General features: G+C 67.7%; 22 protein-coding genes and 1 tRNA gene. 21 read left to right on the top strand and 2 right to left on the bottom strand.

What is annotated here, in order from left to right; translation table 11 throughout:
- Nucleotides 1–82 precede the first annotated feature (82 nt).
- The 4 genes from FG323_RS04780 (at nucleotide 83) to FG323_RS04765 (ending at nucleotide 4413) form a co-directional block, all read left to right on the top strand.
- The gene (locus tag FG323_RS04780; RefSeq protein WP_141453315.1) at nucleotides 83–1108 is read left to right on the top strand and encodes an aspartate-semialdehyde dehydrogenase; all 1026 of its coding nucleotides are present in this window, start codon (nucleotides 83–85) and stop codon (nucleotides 1106–1108) included.
- 41 nt (nucleotides 1109–1149) lie between these two features.
- Nucleotides 1150–2865: a FimV/HubP family polar landmark protein gene (locus FG323_RS04775; RefSeq protein ID WP_141453314.1), complete on the top strand. Its 1716-nt coding sequence runs from the start codon at nucleotides 1150–1152 to the stop codon at nucleotides 2863–2865.
- A gap of 19 nt (nucleotides 2866–2884) precedes the next feature.
- Entirely contained in the window at nucleotides 2885–3673 is a 789-nt protein-coding gene (truA, locus tag FG323_RS04770) for a tRNA pseudouridine(38-40) synthase TruA (RefSeq protein WP_141453313.1), read from the top strand.
- Between the two features lie 95 nt (nucleotides 3674–3768).
- A complete protein-coding gene (locus FG323_RS04765; protein WP_141453312.1) occupies nucleotides 3769–4413 on the top strand; it encodes a phosphoribosylanthranilate isomerase in 645 nt (214 codons plus the stop codon).
- On the opposite strand, the gene FG323_RS04760 is transcribed toward FG323_RS04765, so the two are convergent.
- Complete coding sequence (locus tag FG323_RS04760; RefSeq protein ID WP_141453311.1) at nucleotides 4410–5303, bottom strand: LysR family transcriptional regulator; 894 nt, start codon at nucleotides 5301–5303, stop codon at nucleotides 4410–4412. The genes FG323_RS04765 and FG323_RS04760 overlap by 4 nt on opposite strands.
- Nucleotides 5304–5404: 101 nt before the next feature.
- On the opposite strand from FG323_RS04760, the gene trpB reads away from it, so the two are divergent.
- From trpB to FG323_RS04730, 6 genes are all read left to right on the top strand, one after another.
- Nucleotides 5405–6622 carry a tryptophan synthase subunit beta gene (trpB, locus tag FG323_RS04755; RefSeq protein ID WP_141453310.1) on the top strand — a complete coding sequence of 406 codons (1218 nt, stop codon included), beginning with the start codon at nucleotides 5405–5407 and terminating at the stop codon, nucleotides 6620–6622.
- A 9-nt stretch (nucleotides 6623–6631) separates the two neighbouring features.
- The gene (locus FG323_RS04750; RefSeq protein ID WP_141453309.1) at nucleotides 6632–7021 is read left to right on the top strand and encodes a DUF3144 domain-containing protein; all 390 of its coding nucleotides are present in this window, start codon (nucleotides 6632–6634) and stop codon (nucleotides 7019–7021) included.
- Complete coding sequence (trpA, locus tag FG323_RS04745; protein ID WP_141453308.1) at nucleotides 7018–7824, top strand: tryptophan synthase subunit alpha; 807 nt, start codon at nucleotides 7018–7020, stop codon at nucleotides 7822–7824. Before FG323_RS04750 ends, trpA begins: the two co-directional genes overlap by 4 nt.
- Nucleotides 7825–7926: 102 nt before the next feature.
- Nucleotides 7927–8817, top strand: a complete 891-nt coding sequence (gene accD, locus FG323_RS04740; RefSeq protein WP_141453307.1) for an acetyl-CoA carboxylase, carboxyltransferase subunit beta — start codon at nucleotides 7927–7929, stop codon at nucleotides 8815–8817.
- A 13-nt stretch (nucleotides 8818–8830) separates the two neighbouring features.
- A complete protein-coding gene (gene glmM, locus FG323_RS04735; protein WP_141453306.1) occupies nucleotides 8831–10177 on the top strand; it encodes a phosphoglucosamine mutase in 1347 nt (448 codons plus the stop codon).
- Nucleotides 10178–10245: 68 nt separating this feature from the next.
- Nucleotides 10246–11184 carry a 2-oxoglutarate and iron-dependent oxygenase domain-containing protein gene (locus tag FG323_RS04730; RefSeq protein WP_141453305.1) on the top strand — a complete coding sequence of 313 codons (939 nt, stop codon included), beginning with the start codon at nucleotides 10246–10248 and terminating at the stop codon, nucleotides 11182–11184.
- A gap of 164 nt (nucleotides 11185–11348) precedes the next feature.
- On the opposite strand, the gene FG323_RS04725 is transcribed toward FG323_RS04730, so the two are convergent.
- A complete protein-coding gene (locus FG323_RS04725; protein WP_141453304.1) occupies nucleotides 11349–12152 on the bottom strand; it encodes an SDR family oxidoreductase in 804 nt (267 codons plus the stop codon).
- 119 nt (nucleotides 12153–12271) lie between these two features.
- On the opposite strand from FG323_RS04725, the gene tpiA reads away from it, so the two are divergent.
- The 11 genes from tpiA (at nucleotide 12272) to nuoH (ending at nucleotide 22281) form a co-directional block, all read left to right on the top strand.
- Nucleotides 12272–13030 (top strand): triose-phosphate isomerase, encoded by a 759-nt coding sequence (gene tpiA, locus FG323_RS04720; protein WP_141453303.1) that lies wholly within the window; start codon nucleotides 12272–12274, stop codon nucleotides 13028–13030.
- Between the two features lie 57 nt (nucleotides 13031–13087).
- On the top strand, nucleotides 13088–13552 hold the full coding sequence (gene secG, locus FG323_RS04715) for a preprotein translocase subunit SecG (protein ID WP_255470027.1): 465 nt from the start codon (nucleotides 13088–13090) through the stop codon (nucleotides 13550–13552).
- A gap of 51 nt (nucleotides 13553–13603) precedes the next feature.
- Nucleotides 13604–13688 (top strand) — tRNA-Leu (locus FG323_RS04710).
- A gap of 391 nt (nucleotides 13689–14079) precedes the next feature.
- Nucleotides 14080–14436 (top strand): NADH-quinone oxidoreductase subunit A, encoded by a 357-nt coding sequence (locus FG323_RS04705; RefSeq protein ID WP_141453301.1) that lies wholly within the window; start codon nucleotides 14080–14082, stop codon nucleotides 14434–14436.
- Complete coding sequence (locus tag FG323_RS04700) at nucleotides 14427–14981, top strand: NADH-quinone oxidoreductase subunit B (protein ID WP_141453300.1); 555 nt, start codon at nucleotides 14427–14429, stop codon at nucleotides 14979–14981. The genes FG323_RS04705 and FG323_RS04700 overlap by 10 nt, the downstream gene beginning before the upstream one ends.
- Before the next feature lie 58 nt (nucleotides 14982–15039).
- Complete coding sequence (locus FG323_RS04695; RefSeq protein WP_141453299.1) at nucleotides 15040–15765, top strand: NADH-quinone oxidoreductase subunit C; 726 nt, start codon at nucleotides 15040–15042, stop codon at nucleotides 15763–15765.
- Nucleotides 15762–17069 (top strand): NADH-quinone oxidoreductase subunit D, encoded by a 1308-nt coding sequence (locus tag FG323_RS04690; RefSeq protein ID WP_141453298.1) that lies wholly within the window; start codon nucleotides 15762–15764, stop codon nucleotides 17067–17069. Before FG323_RS04695 ends, FG323_RS04690 begins: the two co-directional genes overlap by 4 nt.
- A complete protein-coding gene (gene nuoE / locus FG323_RS04685; protein WP_141453297.1) occupies nucleotides 17066–17593 on the top strand; it encodes an NADH-quinone oxidoreductase subunit NuoE in 528 nt (175 codons plus the stop codon). Before FG323_RS04690 ends, nuoE begins: the two co-directional genes overlap by 4 nt.
- 4 nt (nucleotides 17594–17597) lie before the next feature.
- Entirely contained in the window at nucleotides 17598–18962 is a 1365-nt protein-coding gene (gene nuoF, locus FG323_RS04680) for an NADH-quinone oxidoreductase subunit NuoF (protein ID WP_141453296.1), read from the top strand.
- Nucleotides 18959–21193: an NADH-quinone oxidoreductase subunit NuoG gene (nuoG, locus tag FG323_RS04675; RefSeq protein WP_141453295.1), complete on the top strand. Its 2235-nt coding sequence runs from the start codon at nucleotides 18959–18961 to the stop codon at nucleotides 21191–21193. Before nuoF ends, nuoG begins: the two co-directional genes overlap by 4 nt.
- Nucleotides 21190–22281 (top strand): NADH-quinone oxidoreductase subunit NuoH, encoded by a 1092-nt coding sequence (gene nuoH / locus FG323_RS04670; RefSeq protein ID WP_141453294.1) that lies wholly within the window; start codon nucleotides 21190–21192, stop codon nucleotides 22279–22281. Before nuoG ends, nuoH begins: the two co-directional genes overlap by 4 nt.
- Nucleotides 22282–22285: the final 4 nt, after the last annotated feature.

Here is a 22285-nt window from a genome sequence, read left to right as displayed (position 1 = left end):
GGAGGTTCCCCGAACACAGCCCCCCATTGCTGTCCGCTGTCTTCCGCATCCCTATCCTCATTACTTTCGCGAATCCCATCCAATGAGCAATCAGAACCGCAGTTTCAATGTCGCCGTCGTGGGCGCCACCGGTGCCGTCGGCGAAACCATGCTGTCCATCCTCGCCGAGCGCGATTTCCCGATCGGCAAGCTGGTGGCGCTGGCCTCCGAGCGTTCGGCCGGCGGCGAGGTCGAGTTCAACGGCCAGAAGATCACCATCCAGGATCTGGCCACCTTCGACCCCGCCGGCATCGACATCGCCCTGTTCTCCGCCGGCGGCGGCGTCTCCAAGGAGTACGCACCGAAGTTCGCCGCCGCGGGCGCGGTGGTGATCGACAACTCCTCGGCTTTCCGCTACGACGAAGACGTGCCGCTGGTGGTCAGCGAGGTCAATCCGGAGCAGGTGCAGAACCGTCCGCGCGGCATCATCGCCAACCCCAACTGCTCGACCATGCAGATGCTGGTCGCGCTGGCGCCGATCCACCGCAAGGCCGGCATCGAGCGCATCAACGTGGCGACCTACCAGTCGGTGTCCGGCGGTGGCCGTTCGGCGTTGGAGGAACTGGGTCGCCAGACCGGCGCGCTGCTGAACTTCCAGGACCCGGATCCGCAGCGCTTTCCGGTCCAGATCGCGTTCAACCTGATTCCGCACATCGACGAATTCCTCGACAACGGCTTCACCAAGGAGGAGATGAAGCTGGTGTGGGAGACCCGCAAGATCCTCGGCGACGACAGCATCCAGGTGAATCCGACCGCGGTACGCGTGCCGGTGTTCTACGGCCACTCCGAGGCGGTCCACGTGGAAACCAAGGTCAAGCTGAGCGCGCCCGAAGCCCGCGCGCTGCTGGAGAACGCCCCGGGCGTTGAAGTAGTGGACGACCGGGCGCCCGGCGGCTACCCGACCCCGGTGACGCACGCCTCCGGCACCGATCCGGTCTACGTCGGACGCATCCGCGAGGACCTCTCGCACCCGCGCGGCCTGAACCTGTGGATCGTCGCGGACAACATCCGCAAGGGCGCGGCCCTGAACGCCGTGCAGCTGGCGGAACTGGTGGCGAAAAACGGTTGAACCGTTATAGTCGGCGCCATCGTGGCAAAGGGGACGGCTTGATGCCGAGGGCGGGATACCGATGGCGTGGCCTGGCCGCGCTGGCGCTGCTGTTGATCAGCAGCTCGGCGCTGGCGCTGGGGCTGGGCGAGATCCGGGTGAAATCAGCGCCCGGACAGCCGCTGCTGGCCGAGATCCCGATCATCTCCAGCGAGCCGGGCGAGCTGGAGCAATTGCGCGCCCAGCTCGCTTCTCCCACCACCTTCGAGCGGGTCGGCCTGCCCAGACCCACCGGCCTGGTCGGCAACCTCGATTTCGCGGTGGCGCTGGACGAAGCGGGGCGCCCGGTGATCCGGGTCACCACGCAGGAGCCGGTCACCGTGCCGGTGCTCAACTTCCTGGTCGAGGTGGACTGGGGCCAGGGCCGGCTGGTGCGCGAGTACTCGGCGATGGTCGATTCGCCGGGCGCGGTCGCGGCCGCCGCCCAGCCGGTCATCGACGCCCCCCAGGCCGCGCCGGACGACGCGATCGTGCGTCCGGCCGAGCCGCCGGTCGCGACGGTCGAACCCGCGCGGCCCACCGATGCGCCACCGGCGCCGGCACCGACAACCGCGGCTCCCGCCGGGGCAACCGCGGCGGTGCCGCCGGCACCGGCCCCGGTCGCCCAGGCGGGTGATCAATTGACCGTCGCCCGCGGACAGACCCTGTCGGCGATCGCGCGCGATATCGGTGGCGGAAGCAGCCTCGACCAGACCATGATCGCGTTGCTGCGCGCGAATCCCGAGGCATTCATCGGCGGCAACATCAACCGTCTGAAACAGGGTGCGGTGTTGCGCATCCCGGCCTCGGGCGAAGTCGCCGGGCTGGGGCAGGCCGAAGCCGCGGCGCTGGTGCGCAACCAGATCGACGAATGGCGGCAGGCGCGCCGGCCGATTCCGCAACCGGCGGCGATCGCGGCGACCACGGCATCACCGGCGGCCGAAGCGCCGTCGCGCACAGCGGAAGCCCGCCTGGAAATCGCGCCGCCGCTGGCGGGCGCGGCGGCACGGGCGGGAACACAATCCGGCGTCGAAGCCGGTGGCGAGGGCGACATGCTGGCGAACGAACAACTGCAACAGAGCAAGGAAGACCTGGCCGCCCGCGAATCCGAAGTGCAGGAACTGCGCGCGCAGGTCGCCGAACTGGAAAAACTCAAGCAGCAGCAGGACAAGCTGATTGCGATGAAGGACAGCGATCTGGCCGCCGCCCAGCAACGGCTGGCGCAGACGAATGACCCGTCGCAGGGGCCATCGCAGGGAACGCCGCTATGGGCGTGGATCGGCTGGGCGCTGCTGATCGTCGGCGCACTGGCCTGGTTGATCAGCAGCCGTCGCCAGCGCACCTCGCCGCCGAAGCCGGTCTCGCGCAAACCGCTGTTCGAGACACCGGTGGCAACGGCTGCGCCGGTGGTCGCCGAGCCGGCGGAGGATGCGCCGCAACCCGAGGCTCCCCGCGAATCCGCTCCAGTGGCGGCACCGGCGGTCCCGGTCACGCCGGCCGCGCCGGTCAAATCGAATTCGCCGACCTGGCACTCCGGCGGCGAACCGGCGGTGGATCCGGTCGCCCGCGTGGCGCCGTTGAATCCGGCCCCGGCCGGCCGCGAACGGCTGGAACTGGCGGTCGCGTACCTGGACCTGGGCGACACCGTCACCGCGCGCGATCTGTTGAACGAGGTGGCGGCCGGCAACGACGAGGCCGCGCGCCAGGAAGCCCTGCAATTGCTGCGCGAACTCGGCTGATGCGGGCAAGGAGTCGTTGATGAGGTACGCGCTGGGCGTCGAATACGACGGCAGCGGTTTCCAGGGTTGGCAGCGCCTGAGCAAGTCCGGCACGCCGGACGAGACCAGCGTGCAATCGGTGCTGGAAAACGCACTCTCGCGGGTGGCCAATGCGCAGATCGATACGATCTGCGCGGGGCGTACCGACGCAGGCGTGCACGCGCAGTGCCAGGTGGTCCATTTCGACAGCGATGCGCCGCGCGATCCCCGCAGCTGGGTGCTGGGCGCAACCGCCAATCTCCCGCCCGCGGTATGCGTGCGTTGGTGCCAGCCGGTGCCGGACGACTTCAATGCGCGCTTTTCCGCGCGGGCGCGCCGTTACCGTTATCGCCTGGTCAACCGCATCGTCCGTCCCGCGCTGGACCGGCACACGCTGAGCTGGGAGCGGATGCCGCTGGATGCGGACGCGATGCACCGCGCCGCGCAGGCGCTGCTCGGCGAGAATGATTTCAACGCGTTCCGGACCGTGCATTGCCAGTCGCCGCACGCGTTCCGCGACCTGCAGGCGATTTCGGTGCGGCGCGAGGGCGAACAGGTCCGGGTCGACGTGCAGGCCAACGCGTTCCTGCACCACATGGTGCGCAACATCGTCGGGTCGCTGCTGGTGGTCGGGCGTGGCGAGAAACCGGAAAGCTGGATCGCGGAGTTGCTCGCCGGTCGCGACCGCACCGTCGCCGGGCCGACCGCGCCGCCCGACGGCCTGGTGTTCGTCAGTCCGCTGTATCCGTCGCATTGGCGATTGCCGCCCGAAGTGACCCTGCCGGATTGACCCGCGGCCCACGCACCTGGCCGTCACGCGCCGGCGCTTGCGTGGAGGGTAGGGTGGCGCGGATGCTCTTCCCGATTCCCGATTCCCGATTCCCCATGCCCACCCGCATCAAATTCTGTGGACTGACCCGAGCCGAGGACGTGCGTACCGCGGTGGAACTGGGCGTGGACTACGTCGGCCTGGTGTTCGCGCCACGCAGCCCGCGCCGGTTGCTGATCGGACAGGCGCGCATGTTGCGCGATCTGGTGCCCGAGGAAATCGCGGTGGTGGCGTTGATGATGGACAACAGTGCCGATGACGTGGAAGGCGTGATTGAGCACGTGCGTCCGGATCTGCTGCAGTTCCATGGTGGCGAAGAGGATGCGTTCTGCGCCGGCTTCGCCGTGCCATTCCTGAAAGCCATCGCGATGGGCGGGGCCGGCGAGAGCGCCTTCAGCGCGATCGCGCGCTATCCCTCCGCGCATGGCTTCCTGTTCGACGGCCACGCCGCGGGCGAGCAGGGTGGCAGCGGCAAGCGTTTCGACTGGAAACAGATGCCGCAGGCGACCGAGCGGCCGTATCTGCTGGCCGGTGGACTGTCGGTGGACAACGTGGCCGTCGCGGTCCGCACCGCGCACCCCTGGGGCGTGGATATATCCAGCGGCATCGAATCCGCGCCCGGGGTGAAGGATGCGGAGAAGATGCGCCAGTTCGTCGATGCGGTCCGCTACGCGGATCAGCGCGCCCAGCAGTCTGGCTAGGCCGGCACCGGAGCCGTCGCATCGGCGGCGAGTTCCCGTTCGAGCCAGTCGCCCAGCCGGTCCACCCGCGGATCCAACGGGCCGCGTCGGGTGGCGAGAATCCAGGCGCCGCCGGTCATGCTGAATCCCCAGGGAGCGAGCAGGCGGCCGGCGGCCAGATCCGCGGCCACCAGCGGTTCGGGGGCGATGGCCGTGCCCATCCCGGCAAGCGCGGCTTCCAGCAGGTAGTAGAGGTGCTCGAATCCGCTGCCGTAACGCAGGCGGTCGGGATCGATGCCGTGCCGGGCGGCCCAGGCCGGCCAGGCCTGTGGCCGCGATGCGGTGTGCAGCAGCGGCTCTTCCAGCAGGCGGCCGGGATCGCGGCTGGCGGGATGGCGCGGGCTCACCACCGGGCCGATCCGCTCCGGCGCCAGCTCGCGGACCTGCCAGCCGGACGGCCACGGCGGCTCGGCCAGCAGCAGGGCGGCGTCCAGTCCGGTCAGTTCCCTGTCGAAGCCGTCTTCCTGCGCGGCCAGGTGCAGGGTCAGGCCGGGCAGGTCCCGCCCGAGCCGTTCCATGCGGGGAATCATCCAGCGCGCGAGCAGGCTGCCCGGACAGCCCAGCACCAGCGCCGACGGCGTATCGCGGCGCAGCCGGGCGGTGGCGTCCTGCAACCGGGCGAAGGCGGCCGCGGCGGCTTCCTGCAACTGCCGGCCCGCCGGGGTGAGCCGCAGCCCACGTCCTTCGCGGGAGAACAGCATCAGTCCCAGCTCCGCTTCCAGCAACCGGATCTGGCGGCTGACAGCGCCATGGGTGACATGCAGCTCCCGCGCGGCCTGGCTGACGCCGCCCAGCCGGGCCGCGGCCTCGAAGGCGCGCAGGGCGTTGAGCGAAGGCAGGCGGGCGGTCATGACATGTAAGTTTATCTCACGAATCATGCAGAAATCATCGATTCTTGCTGGAGGATGTGTGCGTTATGCTCGGCATCCGCCCATTCGCGCCGCCGCTGTCCATGTCCGAATCCCGCCCCGCCGACTTCCACGCCTTCCCCGACGCACGCGGTCATTTCGGCCGGTTCGGCGGCCGGTTCGTCGCCGAGACCCTGATCGGTCCGTTGCAGGAACTGGCGGCGGCATACGACCAGGCCCGCCAGGACCCGGCGTTCCTGGCCGCCTTCGATCACGATCTGAAGCACTACGTCGGCCGGCCCAGCCCCATCTACGAAGCCACCCGGCTGTCGCGCGAGGTCGGCGGCGCGCGCATCCTGCTCAAGCGCGAGGACCTGAACCACACCGGCGCGCACAAGATCAACAACACCATCGGCCAGGCGCTGCTGGCCAGCCGGATGGGCAAGCCGCGCATCATCGCCGAGACCGGCGCCGGCCAGCACGGCGTGGCCAGCGCCACCGTGGCCGCGCGGCTGGGCCTGGAATGCGTGGTCTACATGGGCGCCACCGACATCGAGCGCCAGAAGATCAACGTCTACCGGATGAAGTTGCTGGGCGCGACCGTGGTGCCGGTGACGTCCGGCTCGGCGACCCTGAAGGATGCCTTGAACGAAGCGATGCGCGACTGGGTGACCAACGTGCACGACACCTTCTACATCATCGGTACCGTGGCCGGCCCGGATCCGTATCCGCGCATGGTCCGCGACTTCAACGCCGTGGTCGGGCGCGAGGCACGCGGGCAGATGCTGGCGGACTACGGCCGGCTGCCCGACGTGATCACCGCCTGCGTCGGTGGTGGCAGCAATGCCATCGGCCTGTTCCACGCCTTCCTCAACGATGCGGACGTGAAGATCGTCGGTGCCGAGGCGGCCGGCGACGGCATCGACAGCGGCCGTCACGCCGCTTCGATTGCCGCTGGCCGGCCCGGCGTGCTGCACGGCAACCGCACCTACGTGCTGTGCGACGACGACGGCCAGATCATCGAGACCCATTCGGTTTCCGCCGGGCTCGACTACCCGGGCGTCGGCCCGGAACACGCTTTCCTGGCCGACACCGGCCGTGCGCAGTATGTCGGCGTGACCGACGAGGAGGCGCTGGCCGCCTTCCACCAACTGGCCCGCACCGAGGGTATCCTTGCGGCGCTCGAGTCCAGCCACGCCGTGGCCCAGGCCATCAAGCTCGCCCGGGATCTGCCGCGCGACGCCCTGGTCCTGTGCAACCTGTCCGGACGGGGCGACAAGGACGTGCATACCATCGCCGCGCGCGAGAACCTCCATTTCTAAGGCAGTGCAATGACCGAACAGCAGAACGATCCGCAGGCCCAGCAGAATCCGAACCAGCTCGATCCGGCCTTCTTCACCTGCGTCAACGAGTACCTGGAACTGACCAACCGCCAGGCCAAGCAGCAGGGCCTCAAGCGCATCAGCGTCGCCTCGCTGTATGCCGCCGCGCGTTTCAACTCGCACGTCTACCTGTCCTTCGAAGGTGACGCCGCGGCTTCGCGCAAGGATTTCCTCGACTACATGACCAACATGTACCGGCGGATGCTCAACGAGCACCTGGACGCGCTGGGAGCCGAGCGCGGCCTGAACGTCGGCGAATCGGAACTGGCCGCCGAATACGCCGCCTTCAACGAAGCGCAGGCCGGCTCGACGGACAACCAGGAAACCAAGCCGGAATGAGCCGATTCGACCAGCGCTTTTCGGAATTGCGCGCCGCCGGCCGCAAGGCGCTCATTCCGTTCATCACCGCCGGGGATCCTTCGTTGGAGGACACCGTGCCGGTGATGCACGCGCTGGTGGAGGCGGGCGCCGACGTGATCGAACTCGGCGTCCCGTTCTCCGATCCGATGGCCGACGGCCCGACCATCCAGCGCAGCTCCGAGCGCGCGCTGGCACGTGGTGCCGGCCTGCGCTACGTGCTCGATGCCGTGGCGTCGTTCCGCAAGCAGGACACGGCTACCCCCGTCGTCCTGATGGGGTACCTGAACCCGGTCGAGATCCACGGCACGGTGCGCTTCGCCGAAGCGGCCGTGCAGGCGGGGGTGGACGGCGTGCTGCTGGTGGACCTGCCGCCGGAAGAGGCCGACGAAACCCGCGCCGCCTTCAACCGGCACGGCCTGGCCCTGATCATGCTCGCTTCGCCGACCACCTCCGACGAGCGCATGGCCATGCTCTGTGAAGAAGCCCAGGGCTACCTGTACTACGTCAGCTTCGCCGGCGTCACCGGCGCGTCCGAACGCCTGGATACCCGCGCCGCCGGCGACCGGCTGCGCCGCATCCGTTCCCTGGCCAAGGCGCCGGTCGCCGCCGGCTTCGGCATCCGGGATGCCGCCAGCGCCCGTGCCATGGCGGCGGACGCCGACGGGGTGGTGGTAGGCAGCGCGCTGGTCACCGAACTGGCCCGTCCCGATGCCGCCGAAACCGCGCCCGCCCGCGCGGCCGCATTCCTGGCCCCGCTCCGGCAGGCCTTGGACCAGCCCTGAGCCCGCACCCGCCGGGGGTGACGGGCGGCCTTGGACGGCCTGCTAAACTGACCCGTCTGCCCATCCGCGGGATGGGCACCTGAACGGGATTGTCGATAACGCATGAGCTGGCTCAGCAAACTGATGCCGTCGGGCATCCGCACCGAGGGCGGTGGCGCCAAAAGCAAACGCAGCGTGCCGGAAGGGCTGTGGGAGAAGTGCGACCGCTGCGGCGCGGTGCTCTACCGCCCGGAACTGGAAGAAAACCTGGAAGTCTGCCCCAAGTGCGGCTTCCACATGTCCATCCGCGCCCGTGCGCGCCTGCAGGCGCTGTTCGATCCGGGCAGCATCGAGGAAATCAGCACCGGGCTGGCGCCGGTCGACGTGCTGAAGTTCCGCGACCAGAAGAAGTATTCCGACCGTTTCAAGGCGGCGCAGAAGGCCACCGGCGAGCACGACTCGCTGGTGGCGATGAAGGGCACCCTGAAACAGCGTCCGCTGGTGGCCTGCGCCATGGATTTCGCCTTCATGGGCGGTTCGATGGGGTCGGTCAGCGGCGAGAAGTTCGCCCGCGCCGCCGAGCGCGCCCTGGCCGATCGCGTGCCGCTGGTGTCGTTCGCCGCCAGTGGCGGCATGCGCATGCAGGAAAGCCTGTTCTCGCTGATGCAGATGGCCAAGACCTCGGCCGCGCTGGCGCGCCTGCGCGAGCAGGGCATCCCGTACATCTCGGTCAGCACCCATCCCACTTTCGGTGGCGCCTCGGCCTCGTTCGCGATGCTGGGTGACATCAATATCGCCGAGCCGGAAGCGCTGATCGGCTTTGCCGGTCCGCGCGTGATCGAGCAGACCGTGCGCGAAACGCTGCCGGAAGGTTTCCAGCGCGCCGAGTTCCTGTTGGAGCACGGCGCCATCGACCAGATCTGCGACCGCCGGGAAATGCGCGATCGCCTGGGCGATCTGCTCGCGCTGCTGCTGAACCAGCCGCGCCCGCAGGAAACCGAAGTCATCGCCTGAGCAAGGAGGCAACCTGATGAGTCGCAAGTATTTCGGCACCGACGGCATCCGCGGGCGGGTCGGGCAGGGCCCGATCTCGGCCGATTTCGTCCTGCGCCTGGGCAACGCGCTGGGGCGCGTACTGGCCGAGCGCAATGGTCGCCGCCCGACGGTGGTGATCGGCAAGGACACCCGCATTTCCGGCTACATGTTCGAAGCCGCGCTGGAAGCCGGGCTGGTCGCCGCCGGCGCCGACGTGCAGCTGATGGGGCCGATGCCGACCCCGGCGGTGGCGTTCCTGTCGCGTACCCTCGGCGCCGACGCGGGCATCGTCATCAGTGCTTCGCACAACCCGCACTATGACAACGGCATCAAGTTCTTCTCGGCCGAGGGCGAGAAGCTGGACGACGCCACCGAGGCGGCGATCGAAGCGGCGCTGGACGGCGATTTCGTCACCGTCGAGTCGGAAAAGCTGGGCAAGGCCATCCGCAGCCGCGACGTGGTCGGCCGCTACATCGAGTTCTGCAAGGCCAGCGTGCCGCGTGGCTTCGACCTGCGCGGCCTGAAGATCGTGCTGGACTGCGCGCATGGCGCGACCTACCACATCGCCCCGCTGCTGTTCCGTGAGCTGGGGGCGGACGTCATCACCATCGGCGCCGAGCCCAACGGCCTGAACATCAACGACGGCGTCGGTTCGATGCACATCGACAATCTCGCCCGCAAGGTGCGCGAGACCGGCGCGGATCTGGGCATCGCCTTCGACGGCGACGGCGATCGCGTGCTGATGGCCGACGACCAGGGCAATCCGGTCGATGGCGACGACCTGCTGTACGTACTGGCCACCGCCTGGCAGCAGAGCGGGCGCCTGAAGGGCGCGGTGATCGGCACGCTGATGACCAACTACGGTCTGGAGCGCGCGCTGGCCGAGCGCCAGGTGCCGTTCGTGCGGGTCAAGGTCGGCGATCGCTATGTCCACCAGGGCCTGGTCGAGGGCGGCGGCGTGCTGGGCGGTGAAACCTCAGGCCACCTGCTGTGCCTGGATCGCGCGACCACCGGTGACGCCATCGTCAGCGCATTGCAGGTGCTGGAAGTGCTCAAGAGTGGCGGGCAGTCGCTGCGCCAGGCGCTGGCCGGCCTATCCAAGGTGCCGCAGAAGACCATCAACGTGAAACTGGCCAACGGTGGACGCCCGGCCGAGGCCGCCAGCGTGCAGGCCGCGCTGGCCGAGGCGCAGGCGGCGGTGTCTGGCCGCGGCCGCGCCTTCCTGCGCCCGTCCGGCACCGAGCCGGTGGTGCGGGTGACCGTCGAGGCCGACGACGACGCGCTGATGCAGGCCACGCTGGAGAAGCTGGCCGAGGCCGTGCGCGCCGCCGCGGCTTGAGGCCGATCAATGCAATCCTGGCGCCGGTCGGCTGGAATGATGCCGCCGCGCCTTCCTGGAGCAAGTGAATGAGTTCCCGTATTCCCACCCTGGACATCACCCGTTTCGACACCGACCGCGAGGCTTTCGTGGCCGAACTGGGCGCCGCCTACCGCGAATGGGGTTTTGCCGGCATCCGCAACCATGGCATCCCGCAGGCCGATATCGATGCCGCCTACGAGGTGTTCAAGCGTTTCTTCGCGTTGCCCGAGGAGACCAAGCGCAAATACCACGTGCCGGGTGGTGGCGGCGCGCGCGGCTACACGCCGTTCGGCGTGGAGACCGCCAAGGACTCCAGGCATTTCGATCTGAAGGAGTTCTGGCATATCGGCCGCGAGATTCCCGATGACTCGAAGTACCGCGAGGTGATGCCGCCGAACCTGTGGCCGGACGAAGTGCCCGGATTCCGCAAACATGGCTACGGCCTCTACGACGCGCTGGACAGATTGGGCGCGCGGGTGCTGTCGGCGCTGGCGCTGCACATCGGGCTGGCCGAGGACTATTTCGCCGACAAGACCCACTCCGGCAATTCGATCCTGCGGCCGATCCACTATCCGCCGATCACCGCCGACGACATTCCCAACGTGCGTGCCGGCGCACACGAGGACATCAACCTGATCACCCTGCTGGTCGGCGCCAGTGCCGCCGGCCTGGAAGTGAAGTCCAAGCAGGGCGAGTGGGTGCCGTTCACCTCCGACGCGGACACTATCGTGGTCAACATCGGCGACATGCTGCAGCGGCTGACCAACCACGTGTATCCGTCCACCACCCACCGGGTGGTGAACCCGCCGGGCGAGGAGGCGCGCAAGCCGCGCTATTCGGTGCCGTTCTTCCTGCACCCGAATCCGGATTTCCTGATCGACGTGTTGCCCTCGACGATCAGCACCGACAATCCCAAGCGCTATCCCGAGGCGATCACCGCCCAGGGCTACCTCGAAGAGCGCCTGCGCGAGATCAAGCTCAAGTAAGGGACGCATCGCCCCGGGCATCCGCTGTCCCGGGCAAGAGGGCCCGCGCCGGAATGGCGCTTCTGGGGCGCGCAATGCGGAATCCCGCAGGAGCGGCCTCCGGCCGCGGGCTTTTTTCCATCCGGCGACGGAATTTCCGACCGCCCGCAAGATTTTCCCGCCGCTCAATCCACCTTGCGGATCCGTGAGGAATTCCGGCTCATCAACCGGAACCGCGCGTGATCCGACAGGTGCCGGGTGACTCCGTGCAGCAGGCGGTAGCGCCAGCCCGGCACCACGATCACGCGTCCGCGCTCCAGGCCGTCGATGCCGGCGCGCGCCACCGCGTCGGCCTGCAGCCACAGCTTCTTCGGCAGCTTGTCCATCATCGCGCGGGTGCCGGTGACGTCGTGGAATTCCGACCAGGTGAAGCCGGGACAGAGCGCGCAGACCTTCATGCCGCGGTCGGCGTTTTCCTGCGCCAGCGACTCGCTGAACTTGATCAGGAAGGCCTTGGCGGCGGCGTACAGGGTCTGGCCGTTGGAGCCCGGCATCAGCCCCGCGAAAGAGGCGACGCTGAGGATGCGACCGTCCGGGAAAGCACGCAGCGAGGGCAGCAGCCGCCAGGTCAGTTCGCACACCGCATGGATCATCACCTGCAGGAACGCGGCATGGTCCGGCCATTCGCGGTTCTGGTAGCGGCCAGGCACGCCGAAGCCCGCGTTGTTGACCAGCACGCGCACGGCCAGGCCGCGCGCCTGGATGGCCTCGCACAGGCCGGCCACGCCATCGGCGGCGGCGAGGTCGGCGGCAATCACTTCCACCGGCACCTGCGGGCGCAGTTCCGCCGCCAGCGCATCCAGGCGCTCCTGTCGGCGTGCGGTCAGGATCAGCGGTACGCCACGGCGCGCATATTCGCGCGCGATTTCCGCGCCGATGCCGCTGGAGGCGCCGGTGATCAGGGCGTAGCCGGAAGGCGTGGAGGACATGCGAGGACTCCTGTCGATGCCAAGACTCGGGTTCCGCCGCATGGTAATGCGTGCGGCCGCGCTTGCCGGAAATCCCACATCGGCTATCCTTGCGCGCCCACTGGACAGGAATTGGTCTTATGCGCCGCAAGATCGTGGCCGGAAACTGGAAGCTCCACGGCGACCGCCAGTTCGCCTATGCCCTGATGGACGAGATTGCCGCGGGCCTGCCACTGGCGGGGGGGGACGTGCTGATCCTGCCGCCGCTGCCGTATCTGGGCGAACTGGTCGAGGACTACGCGCCGCAGGGCTTCGCGCTGGGTTCGCAGGACGTGAGCAGCAACGAGAAGGGCGCCTATACGGGCGAGGTTTCCGCCTCGATGCTGGTCGATGTCGGCGCCACCCATGGCCTGGTCGGCCATTCCGAACGCCGCCAGTACCATCACGAGGACAACGAACTGGTCGCGCGCAAGTTCATCGCCGCGCGCAACGCGGGCCTGGTGCCGGTACTTTGCCTGGGCGAAAGCCTGGCGCAGCGCGACGCGGGGCAGACCGAGGCGGTGGTCGGCGCGCAGCTGCGGGCGGTCCTGGACGCTGCGGGGGTAGAAGCGTTCGAACGGGCCATCGTGGCCTATGAACCGGTCTGGGCCATTGGCACCGGCCGCACCGCCAGCCCCGCCCAGGCCCAGGCCGTTCATGCATTCATCCGTGGCGAAGTGGCCGGACGCGATGCTAGAATCGCCGATTCGCTGCCCATCCTGTATGGCGGCAGCGTCAAGCCCGACAACGCCGCGGAACTGTTCGCGCAGCCCGATGTCGATGGAGGGCTGGTGGGTGGTGCGTCGTTGGTGGCGCGCGATTTTCTCGCCATCGCGAAAGCGGCGGCGGAGCGGGGCTGACACCCCGCGGGTCCGGCCATGGCCGGGCCTTCCAACCTGTTTCGGGACGAATTCGAAATGATGCTGATCCTCAATGTGGTCTACGTGCTGATCGCCATTGCGATCATCGCGCTGGTGCTGATGCAGCGCGGTTCGGGCGCGCAGGCCGGGTCCGGCTTCGGCGCTGGCGCCTCGGGCACGGTGTTCGGCGCGCGCGGCGCGTCCAACTTCCTGTCCAAGAGCACCAAGTGGCTGGCCATCGCCTTCTTCGGCATCACCCTGTTCATGGCCTGGCATGCCTCGCACAGCGCGCGTCCGACCACCCAGCAGAACCTGGGCGTGATGACCCAGCAGCAGGCCCCGGCCGGCGCCCCCGCCGCCGGCGAGTTGTCGGTCCCCGCGCAGCCGACCACGGTGCCCGCGGCACCCGCGGCCCAGCCGCAGGCGGCCCCGACCACCGTGCCGGCCGCGCCGGCGCCGGCAACCGGCAGCCAGCCGCAGCAGGACCTGCCGCCGGTGGAAGCACCGTCACAGGGCGGTTGAACCGGGCTACAATACCGGCCCGCAATCGGTGACCGGTTGCAGAGTTTCAAAGCCCAGGTGGCGGAATTGGTAGACGCACTACCTTGAGGTGGTAGCGGCGAAAGCTGTAGGGGTTCGAGTCCCCTCTTGGGCACCAATCGAAGCGGCGAACCGGTGACATGCCGGCCGGCCGCGGCAATGGAAAGCGAAGCCCGCGCAAGCGGGCTTTTCTTTTGTCCGTGAAAAGCGCCGCGTACAGCTTCGTAAACGTTTACTAGTCAGTTCACTAACCGGTACAATTCCGCCGATCCATTCCAGGCCAGGTACGAACTGCGGAAGGGCCAGGATCGGATCGGTCACCGCCGCCTGCGGCGGGACACGGTGGATGCCGCGGCCGGGCCCGAGTCACCTCGACCGCTGCTCCTTGCGCACCCGCGCAAACCGCGCGTACCACGCGGTCCCACAGCGGAATGCAGTGCCCCACCAAGGCGACACGCTCCGGCGTGCAGGCCGGGAGCGGGGCAGGTAGGACAAGAAGAGAAACGCGAGTGCTGGCCAACTATCTGCCGACCCTGTTGTTCCTGATCGTCGCCACCGGCATCGGCATCGCGCTGATCCTGGCGGGACGCTTCCTCGGCCCCCGGCGCCCCGACGCCCAGAAGCTGTCGCCGTACGAATGCGGCTTCGAGGCCTTCGAAGACGCGCGAATGAAGTTCGACGTGCGCTATTACCTGATCGCCATCCAGTTCATCGTCTTCGACCTGGAAATCATTTTCATCGTCCCGTGGACCCTGGTTTTCCAGGAGCTCGGCCCCCGCGCACTGGTCACCATGGGCCTGTTCGTCGGCATGCTGTTCCTCGGCTTCATTTACGTTTGGAAGAAGGGAGCGCTCGAATGGGAGTGATCCAGACCCTCGATCGCCTGATGACCAACCCGATCCCGGAAGGGCGGGTGGACGACATCCTGCGGCCGGAAGGCGACAACCCGCTGCTGGAAAAGGGCTACGTGACCACCAGCGTCGACGCGTTGATGAACTGGGCGCGCACCGGCTCGATGTGGCCGATGACCTTCGGCCTGGCCTGCTGCGCGGTCGAGATGATGCACGCCGGCGCCTCGCGCCTGGACCTGGACCGCTACGGCGTGGTGTTCCGCCCGTCGCCGCGCCAGTCGGACGTGATGATCGTGGCTGGCACCCTGGTCAACAAGATGGCCCCGGCGCTGCGCAAGGTCTACGACCAGATGCCCGACCCGAAGTGGGTCATCTCGATGGGCAGCTGCGCCAACGGTGGCGGTTACTACCACTACTCGTATTCGGTCGTCCGCGGCTGCGATCGCATCGTGCCTGTCGACGTGTACGTGCCGGGCTGCCCGCCGACCGCCGAAGCGCTGGTCTACGGCATCCTGCAGTTGCAGAAGAAGATCTGGCGCACGCAGACCATCGCGCGCTGAGCGCGCCGGCCTGCTTCCCGTTCCACCCGTTTTCCTTTCCGAGAGCACGCTACGCCCCATGGCCGAGCAAGCTGCAAATTTCACCGACCGGTTGCGCGCGCGCTTCGCCGATGCGGTGATCACGGTTGCCGGAACCCGCGAAGAGGTCACCCTCGAGGTGCCGTCCGCGTCCTGGCATGAGGTCTGCCGCGCCCTGCGCGACGAGTTCGGATTCGAGCAGGCGGTCGACGTCTGCGGCGTCGACTACCTGGGCTACGGCAGCGCGGAGTGGGACACCTCGGACGTGTCGTCCGAAGGGTTCAGCCGTGGCGTCGAGGGCTTTGGCCCAGGCCGCTTCGACTGGGAACAGCGCCCGCGCGGCGCCGGTCCCGAGCGCCGCTTCGCGGTGGTCCTGCACCTGTTGTCGTACCAGCACAACCAGCGCCTGCGCGTGCGCTGCTTCGCGCCGAACGATGATCTGCCGGTGGTGGCCTCGGTCACCGACCTGTGGCCGGGTGCCAACTGGTTCGAGCGCGAGGCGTTCGACCTGTACGGCATCGTGTTCGAGGGCCATCCGGATCTGCGCCGCATCCTGACCGACTACGGTTTCGTCGGCCATCCGTTCCGCAAGGACTTCCCGCTGATCGGCAACGTCGAAGTGCGCTACGACGAAGAGAAGAAGCGCGTGGTCTACGAGCCGGTCACCTCGGTCGAGCCGCGCGTCGGCGTGCCGCGCGTGATCCGCGACGACGCGCGCTACCAGACCGCGATCGGCGAAGCCGCCGCGGGCGAGGGCAGCAAGTGATGAGTACGCAACAGTCCCCCATTGCGTTTGCGAGCAATCCTGAAGAGTCCAAGCAGGAGATTCGCAACTACACGATGAACTTCGGCCCGCAGCATCCCGCGGCGCACGGCGTTCTCCGCCTGATCCTGGAAATGGACGGCGAAACCATCATGCGCGCCGACCCGCACGTCGGCCTGCTGCATCGTGGCACCGAGAAGCTGGCCGAATCCAAGCCGTTCAATCAGTCGATCGGCTACATGGATCGCCTGGATTACGTGTCGATGATGTGCAACGAGCACGCCTACGTGCGCGCGATCGAGACCCTGATGGGGATCGAGGCGCCGGAACGCGCGCAGTACATCCGCACGATGTTCGACGAAATCACCCGCATCCTGAACCACCTGATGTGGATCGGCTCCAACGCGCTCGACCTGGGGGCGATGGCGGTGATGCTGTACGCCTTCCGCGAGCGCGAGGAGCTGATGGACTGCTACGAGGCGGTCAGCGGCGCGCGCATGCACGCGACCTACTACCGTCCGGGTGGCGTCTATCGCGATCTGCCGGACCGGATGCCGAAGTACAAGGAATCCCCGTGGCGCAAGGGCCAGGCGCTGAAGCGCCTGAACAACGCGCGCGACGGCTCGATGCTGGATTTCCTGGAAGACTTCACCCGCGAGTTCCCCAAGCGCGTCGACGAGTACGAAACCCTGCTCACCGACAACCGCATCTGGAAGCAGCGCACCGTCGGCATCGGCGTGATCAGTCCGGAACAGGCGCGCGCCTGGGGCATGACCGGCGTGATGCTGCGCGGCTCGGGCATCGCCTGGGATCTGCGCAAGAAGCAGCCATACGCCAAGTACGATGCGGTCGACTTCGACATCCCGTTGGGCGTCGAGGGCGATTGCTACGACCGCTACCTGGTCCGCGTGGCCGAGATGCGCGAATCCAACCGCATCATCGCCCAGTGCGTGAAGTGGCTGAAGGCCAACCCCGGCCCGGTGATGGTCAAGAACTTCAAGGTCGCCCCTCCCAAGCGCGAGGAGATGAAGGACGACATGGAAGCGCTGATCCATCACTTCAAGCTGTTCAGCGAAGGCTACTGCGTGCCGGCCGGCGAGACCTACTCGGCGGTGGAAGCGCCCAAGGGCGAATTCGGCTGCTACCTGGTGTCCGACGGCGCCAACAAGCCGTTCCGGGTGAAGCTGCGCGCGCCGGGCTTCGCCCATCTTTCTTCCATGGATGCCATCGTCCGCGGCCACATGCTGCCGGACGTGGTCGCCATGATTGGTACTTACGATCTGGTTTTCGGTGAGGTGGACCGATGAGGGCCACAGGCAATTTCGAGGCGACGCAGAACGTCGATCCCCTGGTGGCGCTGAGCGACAAGACGCGAGCGCATATCGATCATTGGCTGACCAAGTTCCCGCCCGACCGCAAGCGCTCGGCGGTGCTGCAGGGTCTGCACGCGGCGCAGGAGCAGAACGGCGGCTGGCTGAGCGACGAGCTGATCGCCGCGGTCGCCAGGTACCTGGACATCCCGCCGGTGTGGGCCTACGAGGTCGCCAGCTTCTACTCGATGTTCGAGACCGAGAAGGTGGGCCGCAACAACGTCGCCTTCTGCACCAACATCAGCTGTTGGCTCAACGGCGCCGAGGATCTGGTCAGGCACGCCGAGAAGAAGCTCGGCTGCAAGCTGGGCGAATCCACCGCCGATGGCCGGGTGTTCCTGAAGCGGGAAGAAGAATGCGTCGCCGCCTGCTGCGGCGCGCCGGTGGTCGTGATCAACGGCCATTACCACGAGAAGCTGACGCCGGCCCAGGTCGACGAATTGCTGGACGGGCTGGAGTAAGCGCATGGCACATCATCCGCACACATCCGAAGGTTACGGCCCGGTGGGCCCGGCGCCGAAGGAGCACCAGGTCGTCTACACCACGCTGCATTTCGACAAGCCGTGGTCGTACGAGAACTACCTCAAGACCGGCGGCTACAGCGCGCTGCGCAAGATCCTCGAAGAGAAGATCCCGCCGGCCGACGTGGTCGAGATGGTCAAGCAGTCCGGCCTGCGCGGCCGCGGCGGCGCGGGCTTCCCGACCGGCCTGAAGTGGAGCTTCATGCCCAAGGGCGACATGCAGAAGTACATCCTCTGCAACTCCGACGAATCCGAGCCGGGCACCGCCAAGGATCGCGACATCCTGCGATTCAACCCGCACGCGGTCATCGAGGGCATGGCGATCGCCTGCTACGCCACCGGTTCCACCGTGGGCTACAACTACCTGCGCGGCGAGTTCCACCACGAGCCGTTCGAGCACCTGGAAGAGGCCACCGCCGAAGCCTACAAGCACGGCTGGCTGGGCAAGAACATCCTCGGTTCCGGCATCGACATCGACATCTTCAACGCGCTGGGCGCGGGCGCCTACATCTGCGGCGAAGAGACCGCGCTGATGGAGTCGCTGGAAGGCAAGAAGGGCCAGCCGCGCTTCAAGCCGCCGTTCCCGGCCAACTTCGGCCTGTACGGCAAGCCGACCACCATCAACAACACCGAGACCTATGCCTCGGTGCCGGCGATCATCCGCAACGGCGCGGAGTGGTTCCTCAACCTGGGCAAGCCCAACAACGGCGGTCCGAAGATCTTCTCGGTCTCCGGCCATGTCGCGCGTCCGGGCAACTACGAGATCCGCCTGGGCACGCCGTTCGCCGAACTGCTGGAAATGGCCGGCGGCATCCGCAACGGCCACAAGATCAAGGCGGTGATTCCGGGTGGTTCCTCGATGCCGGTGCTGCCGGGCGAGACCATGATGGGCCTGACCATGGACTATGACAGCATCCAGAAAGCCGGCTCCGGCCTGGGCTCGGGCGCGGTCGTGGTGATGGACGAGACCGCCTGCATGGTGCGCGCCTGCCAGCGCATCGCGCGTTTCTATTTCAAGGAAAGCTGCGGCCAGTGCACGCCGTGCCGCGAAGGCACCGGCTGGATGTACCGCATGCTGACCCGCATCGCCGAACAGAAGGCGACCCTGGACGACCTGCACATGCTGAAGGCCGCCGCCGGCCAGATCGAGGGCCACACCATCTGCGCCTTCGGCGAAGCCGCGGCATGGCCGGTGCAGGGCTTCCTGCGCCATTTCTGGCACGAATTCGAGTACGCGATCGTCAACAAGCGGTTCCTGGTCGACGACCAGCGCGCCGGCACGGTCATTGAAGGCAAGGTGGCCGCATGAGTGCGCAGCCCGTCAACCCGAACCTCCCGCCCGACCACGTCACCGTCTTCATCGACGGCGTCGAGATGGCCGCGCCGAAGGGTTCGATGATCATCCAGGCCGCGGACAAGGCCGGGATTCCGATCCCGCGCTTCTGCTACCACGAGAAGTTGCCGATCGCGGCGAACTGCCGCATGTGCCTGGTCGACGTCGAGAAGATGCCCAAGCCGGCGCCGGCCTGCGCCACGCCGGTCATGGATGGCATGAAGATCCAGACCCGCAGCGAGAAGGCGCTGAAGTCGCAGCGCAACGTGATGGAGTTCCTGCTGATCAACCATCCGCTCGACTGCCCGATCTGCGATCAGGGCGGCGAGTGCGAACTGCAGGATCTGTCGCTGGGCTACGGTCGCTCGGTCAGCCGCTTCCAGGAGCGCAAGCGCGTGGTGCCCGACGAGGACATCGGCCCGCTGGTCGCCACCGAGATGACCCGCTGCATCCAGTGCACGCGCTGCGTGCGCTTCACCGCGGACGTCGCCGGCACCTACGAGCTGGGCGGCATGTACCGCGGCGAGAACCTGCAGATCGGCACCTACGACGGCAAGCCGCTGACCACCGAAATCTCCGGCAACGTCATCGACGTCTGCCCGGTGGGCGCGCTGACCAACAAGGTGTTCCAGTTCCGCGCCCGTCCATGGGAACTGATCGCGCGCGAATCCGTCGGCTATCACGACGCGATGGGTTCCAACCTGTTCGTCCACTCCCGCCGTGGCCAGGTGCTGCGCACCGTGCCGCGCGAGAACGAAGCGGTCAACGAATGCTGGCTGTCGGATCGCGATCGCTATTCGCACCAGGGCCTGTACAGCGACGACCGCGCGGTCAAGCCGTTGCAGAAGGTCAATGGCGAATGGCGCGAAGTGTCCTGGTCCGAGGGCCTGGCCGCCGCCGCCGAGATCCTGCGCGGCAACGCCGGCGACGAGTTGGGCGTGCTGGTGCATCCGGCGACCTCGAACGAGGAGGGTGGATTGCTGGCGAAGCTGGCCGCCGGCCTCGGCAGCGGCAACGTCGATCACCGCATCAACAACCGCGACTTCTCCGATGGCGCCGTGGCCGAAGCGTTCGCGCTGCCGCTGGCGGACATCGAGAAGGCCGACGTCATCGTGCTGTTCGGCACCAACATCCGCCACGAGCTGCCGCTGCTGCACCAGCGCATCCGCAAGGCCCAGCGCAAGGGCGCCAGGGTGCACGTGGTCAACCCGGTCGACTTCGACTTCGCGTTCGGCATCGCCGGCAAGCACATCGTGCCGCCGTCGCAGCTGGCCGGCGCGCTCAACGAAGCCGCCCTGCGCGAGGCCGCCAAGGCCGGCAGCCATGCCGTGCTGGTTGTCGGCGGCATTGCCGAGAACCATCCGCAGGCTTCGGCGCTGCGCCAGGCCGCCGGCGAATTCGCCGCCGCCACCGGCGCCTCGCTGTGCCGCATCCCGCAGGGCGCCAACGCGGTGGGCCTGGCCCGCCACGGCGTGCTGCCGTCGCGCCGCGACGTGGCCGGCATGCTGGCCGAGCCGCGCAAGGCCTACGTCATCTACGGCATCGAGCCGGGCCTGGACTTCGCCGATACGCCGGCCGCCGCGCGCGCGCTGTCGTCGGCCAAGGTGGTGGCGTTCAGCCACTTCGCCTGCAAGTCCACCCGCGACGTCGCCGACGTGATCCTGCCGATTGGCGCGCTGCCGGAAATCGAAGCCACCCTGACCAACCTGGACGGCACCGACCAGCGTACCCAGGCCGCCGGCAAGCTGCCGGGCGAGGCCCGCGAGGGCTGGCGCGTGCTGCGCGCGCTGGGCGGCGAGCTGCAGTTGCCGTCGTTCGAATTCACCGATTTGGCCGGCGTGCGCGCCGCCATTGCCGGCAACGCGCCGGTGAGCGTCGCGCGTTCGGCGGCACCCGCCACGGCGGGCGAGGGCCTGGAACTGGCGGTCAGCGCGGCGATTTATCGCACCGACGGCACGGTCCGCCGGGCCGAGGCGCTGCAGGCGCATCCGCTCAACACCGGCGCGCGCATCGTGCTGAATCCGGCCGACGCGCAGTCCGCCGGCGTGGCCGAAGGCACCATCGCCAAGGTGGGTTCGAGCAATGGCACCGCGACCCTGCCGGTGGTGGTGGACGCCCGCGTGGCCAAGGGCAGTGCCTGGATTGAGAGCGGCTACGGCGCGACCGCGCCGCTGGGCGCCGGACGTGTCACGGTGGTGAGCGCATGAACGAGCTGTTGATCAATGCCGTCGGACCGCTCCGCGAGTGGTTCTTCGCGCTGGGCGACATCGGTGTCGCGTTGTGGATCGTGCTGAAGATCCTGGTGATCGCCGTGCCGGTGATCATCTCGGTGGCCTTCTACGTGGTCTGGGAACGCAAGCTGATTGGCTGGATGCACGTCCGCCACGGACCGATGTACGTGGGCATGGGCATCTTCCAGGCCTTCGCCGACGTGTTCAAACTGCTGTTCAAGGAAATCATCCAGCCCAGCAGCGCGCAGAAGGCGATGTACATCATCGCTCCGCTGATCACGCTGGCGCCGGCGTTCGCCGCCTGGGCGGTGGTGCCGTTCGACGCCAAGCTGGTGCTGTCCAACGCCAACGCCGGCCTGCTGTACCTGCTGGCGATGACCTCGCTGGGCGTGTACGGCATCATCATCGCCGGCTGGGCGTCCAACTCGAAGTATGCGTTCCTGGGCGCGATGCGTTCGGCCGCGCAGGTGGTCAGCTACGAAATCGCGATGGGCTTCGCCCTGGTCGGCGTGCTGATCGCCGCGGGCAGTCTGAACCTGAGCGAGATCGTGCTGGCGCAGGCCGGCAACAACGGCTTCTTCGAATGGTTCTGGCTGCCGCTGTTCCCGCTGTTCATCGTGTACTGGGTGTCCGGCGTCGCCGAAACCAACCGCTCGCCGTTCGACGTGGTGGAAGGCGAATCGGAAATCGTCGCCGGCCACATGGTCGAGTATTCGGGCGCGGCATTCGCGCTGTTCTTCCTGGCCGAATACGCCAACATGATCCTGGTCAGCTTCCTGGTGTCGCTGTTCTTCATGGGCGGTTGGTTGAGCCCGCTGCAGGGCTGGATCACCGCCGACGTGTCACCCTGGGTCAACTGGATCTGGACCGGCGGCTGGCCGTGGCTGCTGCTGAAGGTGCTGTTCTTCGCCAGCGCGTACATCTGGTTCCGTGCGAGCTTCCCGCGCTACCGCTACGACCAGATCATGCGGCTGGGCTGGAAGGTGTTCATTCCGCTGACCATCGCGTGGATCGCGGTGACGGCGGTGATGGTGTTCTTTGGCGTGTTCGAGAAGGGTGTCTGACGCA

This window comes from Pseudoxanthomonas sp. z9 (assembly GCF_006542425.1).
In the GTDB taxonomy this organism is placed as follows: Bacteria; Pseudomonadota; Gammaproteobacteria; order Xanthomonadales; family Xanthomonadaceae; genus Pseudoxanthomonas_A.
Note: the sequence above shows the minus strand (reverse complement) of the source record. Positions and strands in the feature narration are given on the sequence as shown.

Bases quoted from the DNA above. Each gene is read 5' to 3' on its own strand.
- FG323_RS04780 (WP_141453315.1), top strand. From the start codon at position 83: ATGAGCAATCAGAACCGCAGTTTCAATGTCGCCGTCGTGGGCGCCACC.
- FG323_RS04775 (WP_141453314.1), top strand. From the start codon at position 1,150: ATGCCGAGGGCGGGATACCGATGGCGTGGCCTGGCCGCGCTGGCGCTG.
- truA (WP_141453313.1), top strand. From the start codon at position 2,885: ATGAGGTACGCGCTGGGCGTCGAATACGACGGCAGCGGTTTCCAGGGT.
- FG323_RS04765 (WP_141453312.1), top strand. From the start codon at position 3,769: ATGCCCACCCGCATCAAATTCTGTGGACTGACCCGAGCCGAGGACGTG.
- FG323_RS04760 (WP_141453311.1), bottom strand. From the start codon at position 5,303: ATGACCGCCCGCCTGCCTTCGCTCAACGCCCTGCGCGCCTTCGAGGCC.
- trpB (WP_141453310.1), top strand. From the start codon at position 5,405: ATGTCCGAATCCCGCCCCGCCGACTTCCACGCCTTCCCCGACGCACGC.
- FG323_RS04750 (WP_141453309.1), top strand. From the start codon at position 6,632: ATGACCGAACAGCAGAACGATCCGCAGGCCCAGCAGAATCCGAACCAG.
- trpA (WP_141453308.1), top strand. From the start codon at position 7,018: ATGAGCCGATTCGACCAGCGCTTTTCGGAATTGCGCGCCGCCGGCCGC.
- accD (WP_141453307.1), top strand. From the start codon at position 7,927: ATGAGCTGGCTCAGCAAACTGATGCCGTCGGGCATCCGCACCGAGGGC.
- FG323_RS04730 (WP_141453305.1), top strand. From the start codon at position 10,246: ATGAGTTCCCGTATTCCCACCCTGGACATCACCCGTTTCGACACCGAC.
- FG323_RS04725 (WP_141453304.1), bottom strand. From the start codon at position 12,152: ATGTCCTCCACGCCTTCCGGCTACGCCCTGATCACCGGCGCCTCCAGC.
- tpiA (WP_141453303.1), top strand. From the start codon at position 12,272: ATGCGCCGCAAGATCGTGGCCGGAAACTGGAAGCTCCACGGCGACCGC.
- secG (WP_255470027.1), top strand. From the start codon at position 13,088: ATGATGCTGATCCTCAATGTGGTCTACGTGCTGATCGCCATTGCGATC.
- FG323_RS04700 (WP_141453300.1), top strand. From the start codon at position 14,427: ATGGGAGTGATCCAGACCCTCGATCGCCTGATGACCAACCCGATCCCG.
- FG323_RS04695 (WP_141453299.1), top strand. From the start codon at position 15,040: ATGGCCGAGCAAGCTGCAAATTTCACCGACCGGTTGCGCGCGCGCTTC.
- nuoE (WP_141453297.1), top strand. From the start codon at position 17,066: ATGAGGGCCACAGGCAATTTCGAGGCGACGCAGAACGTCGATCCCCTG.
- nuoF (WP_141453296.1), top strand. From the start codon at position 17,598: ATGGCACATCATCCGCACACATCCGAAGGTTACGGCCCGGTGGGCCCG.
- nuoG (WP_141453295.1), top strand. From the start codon at position 18,959: ATGAGTGCGCAGCCCGTCAACCCGAACCTCCCGCCCGACCACGTCACC.
- nuoH (WP_141453294.1), top strand. From the start codon at position 21,190: ATGAACGAGCTGTTGATCAATGCCGTCGGACCGCTCCGCGAGTGGTTC.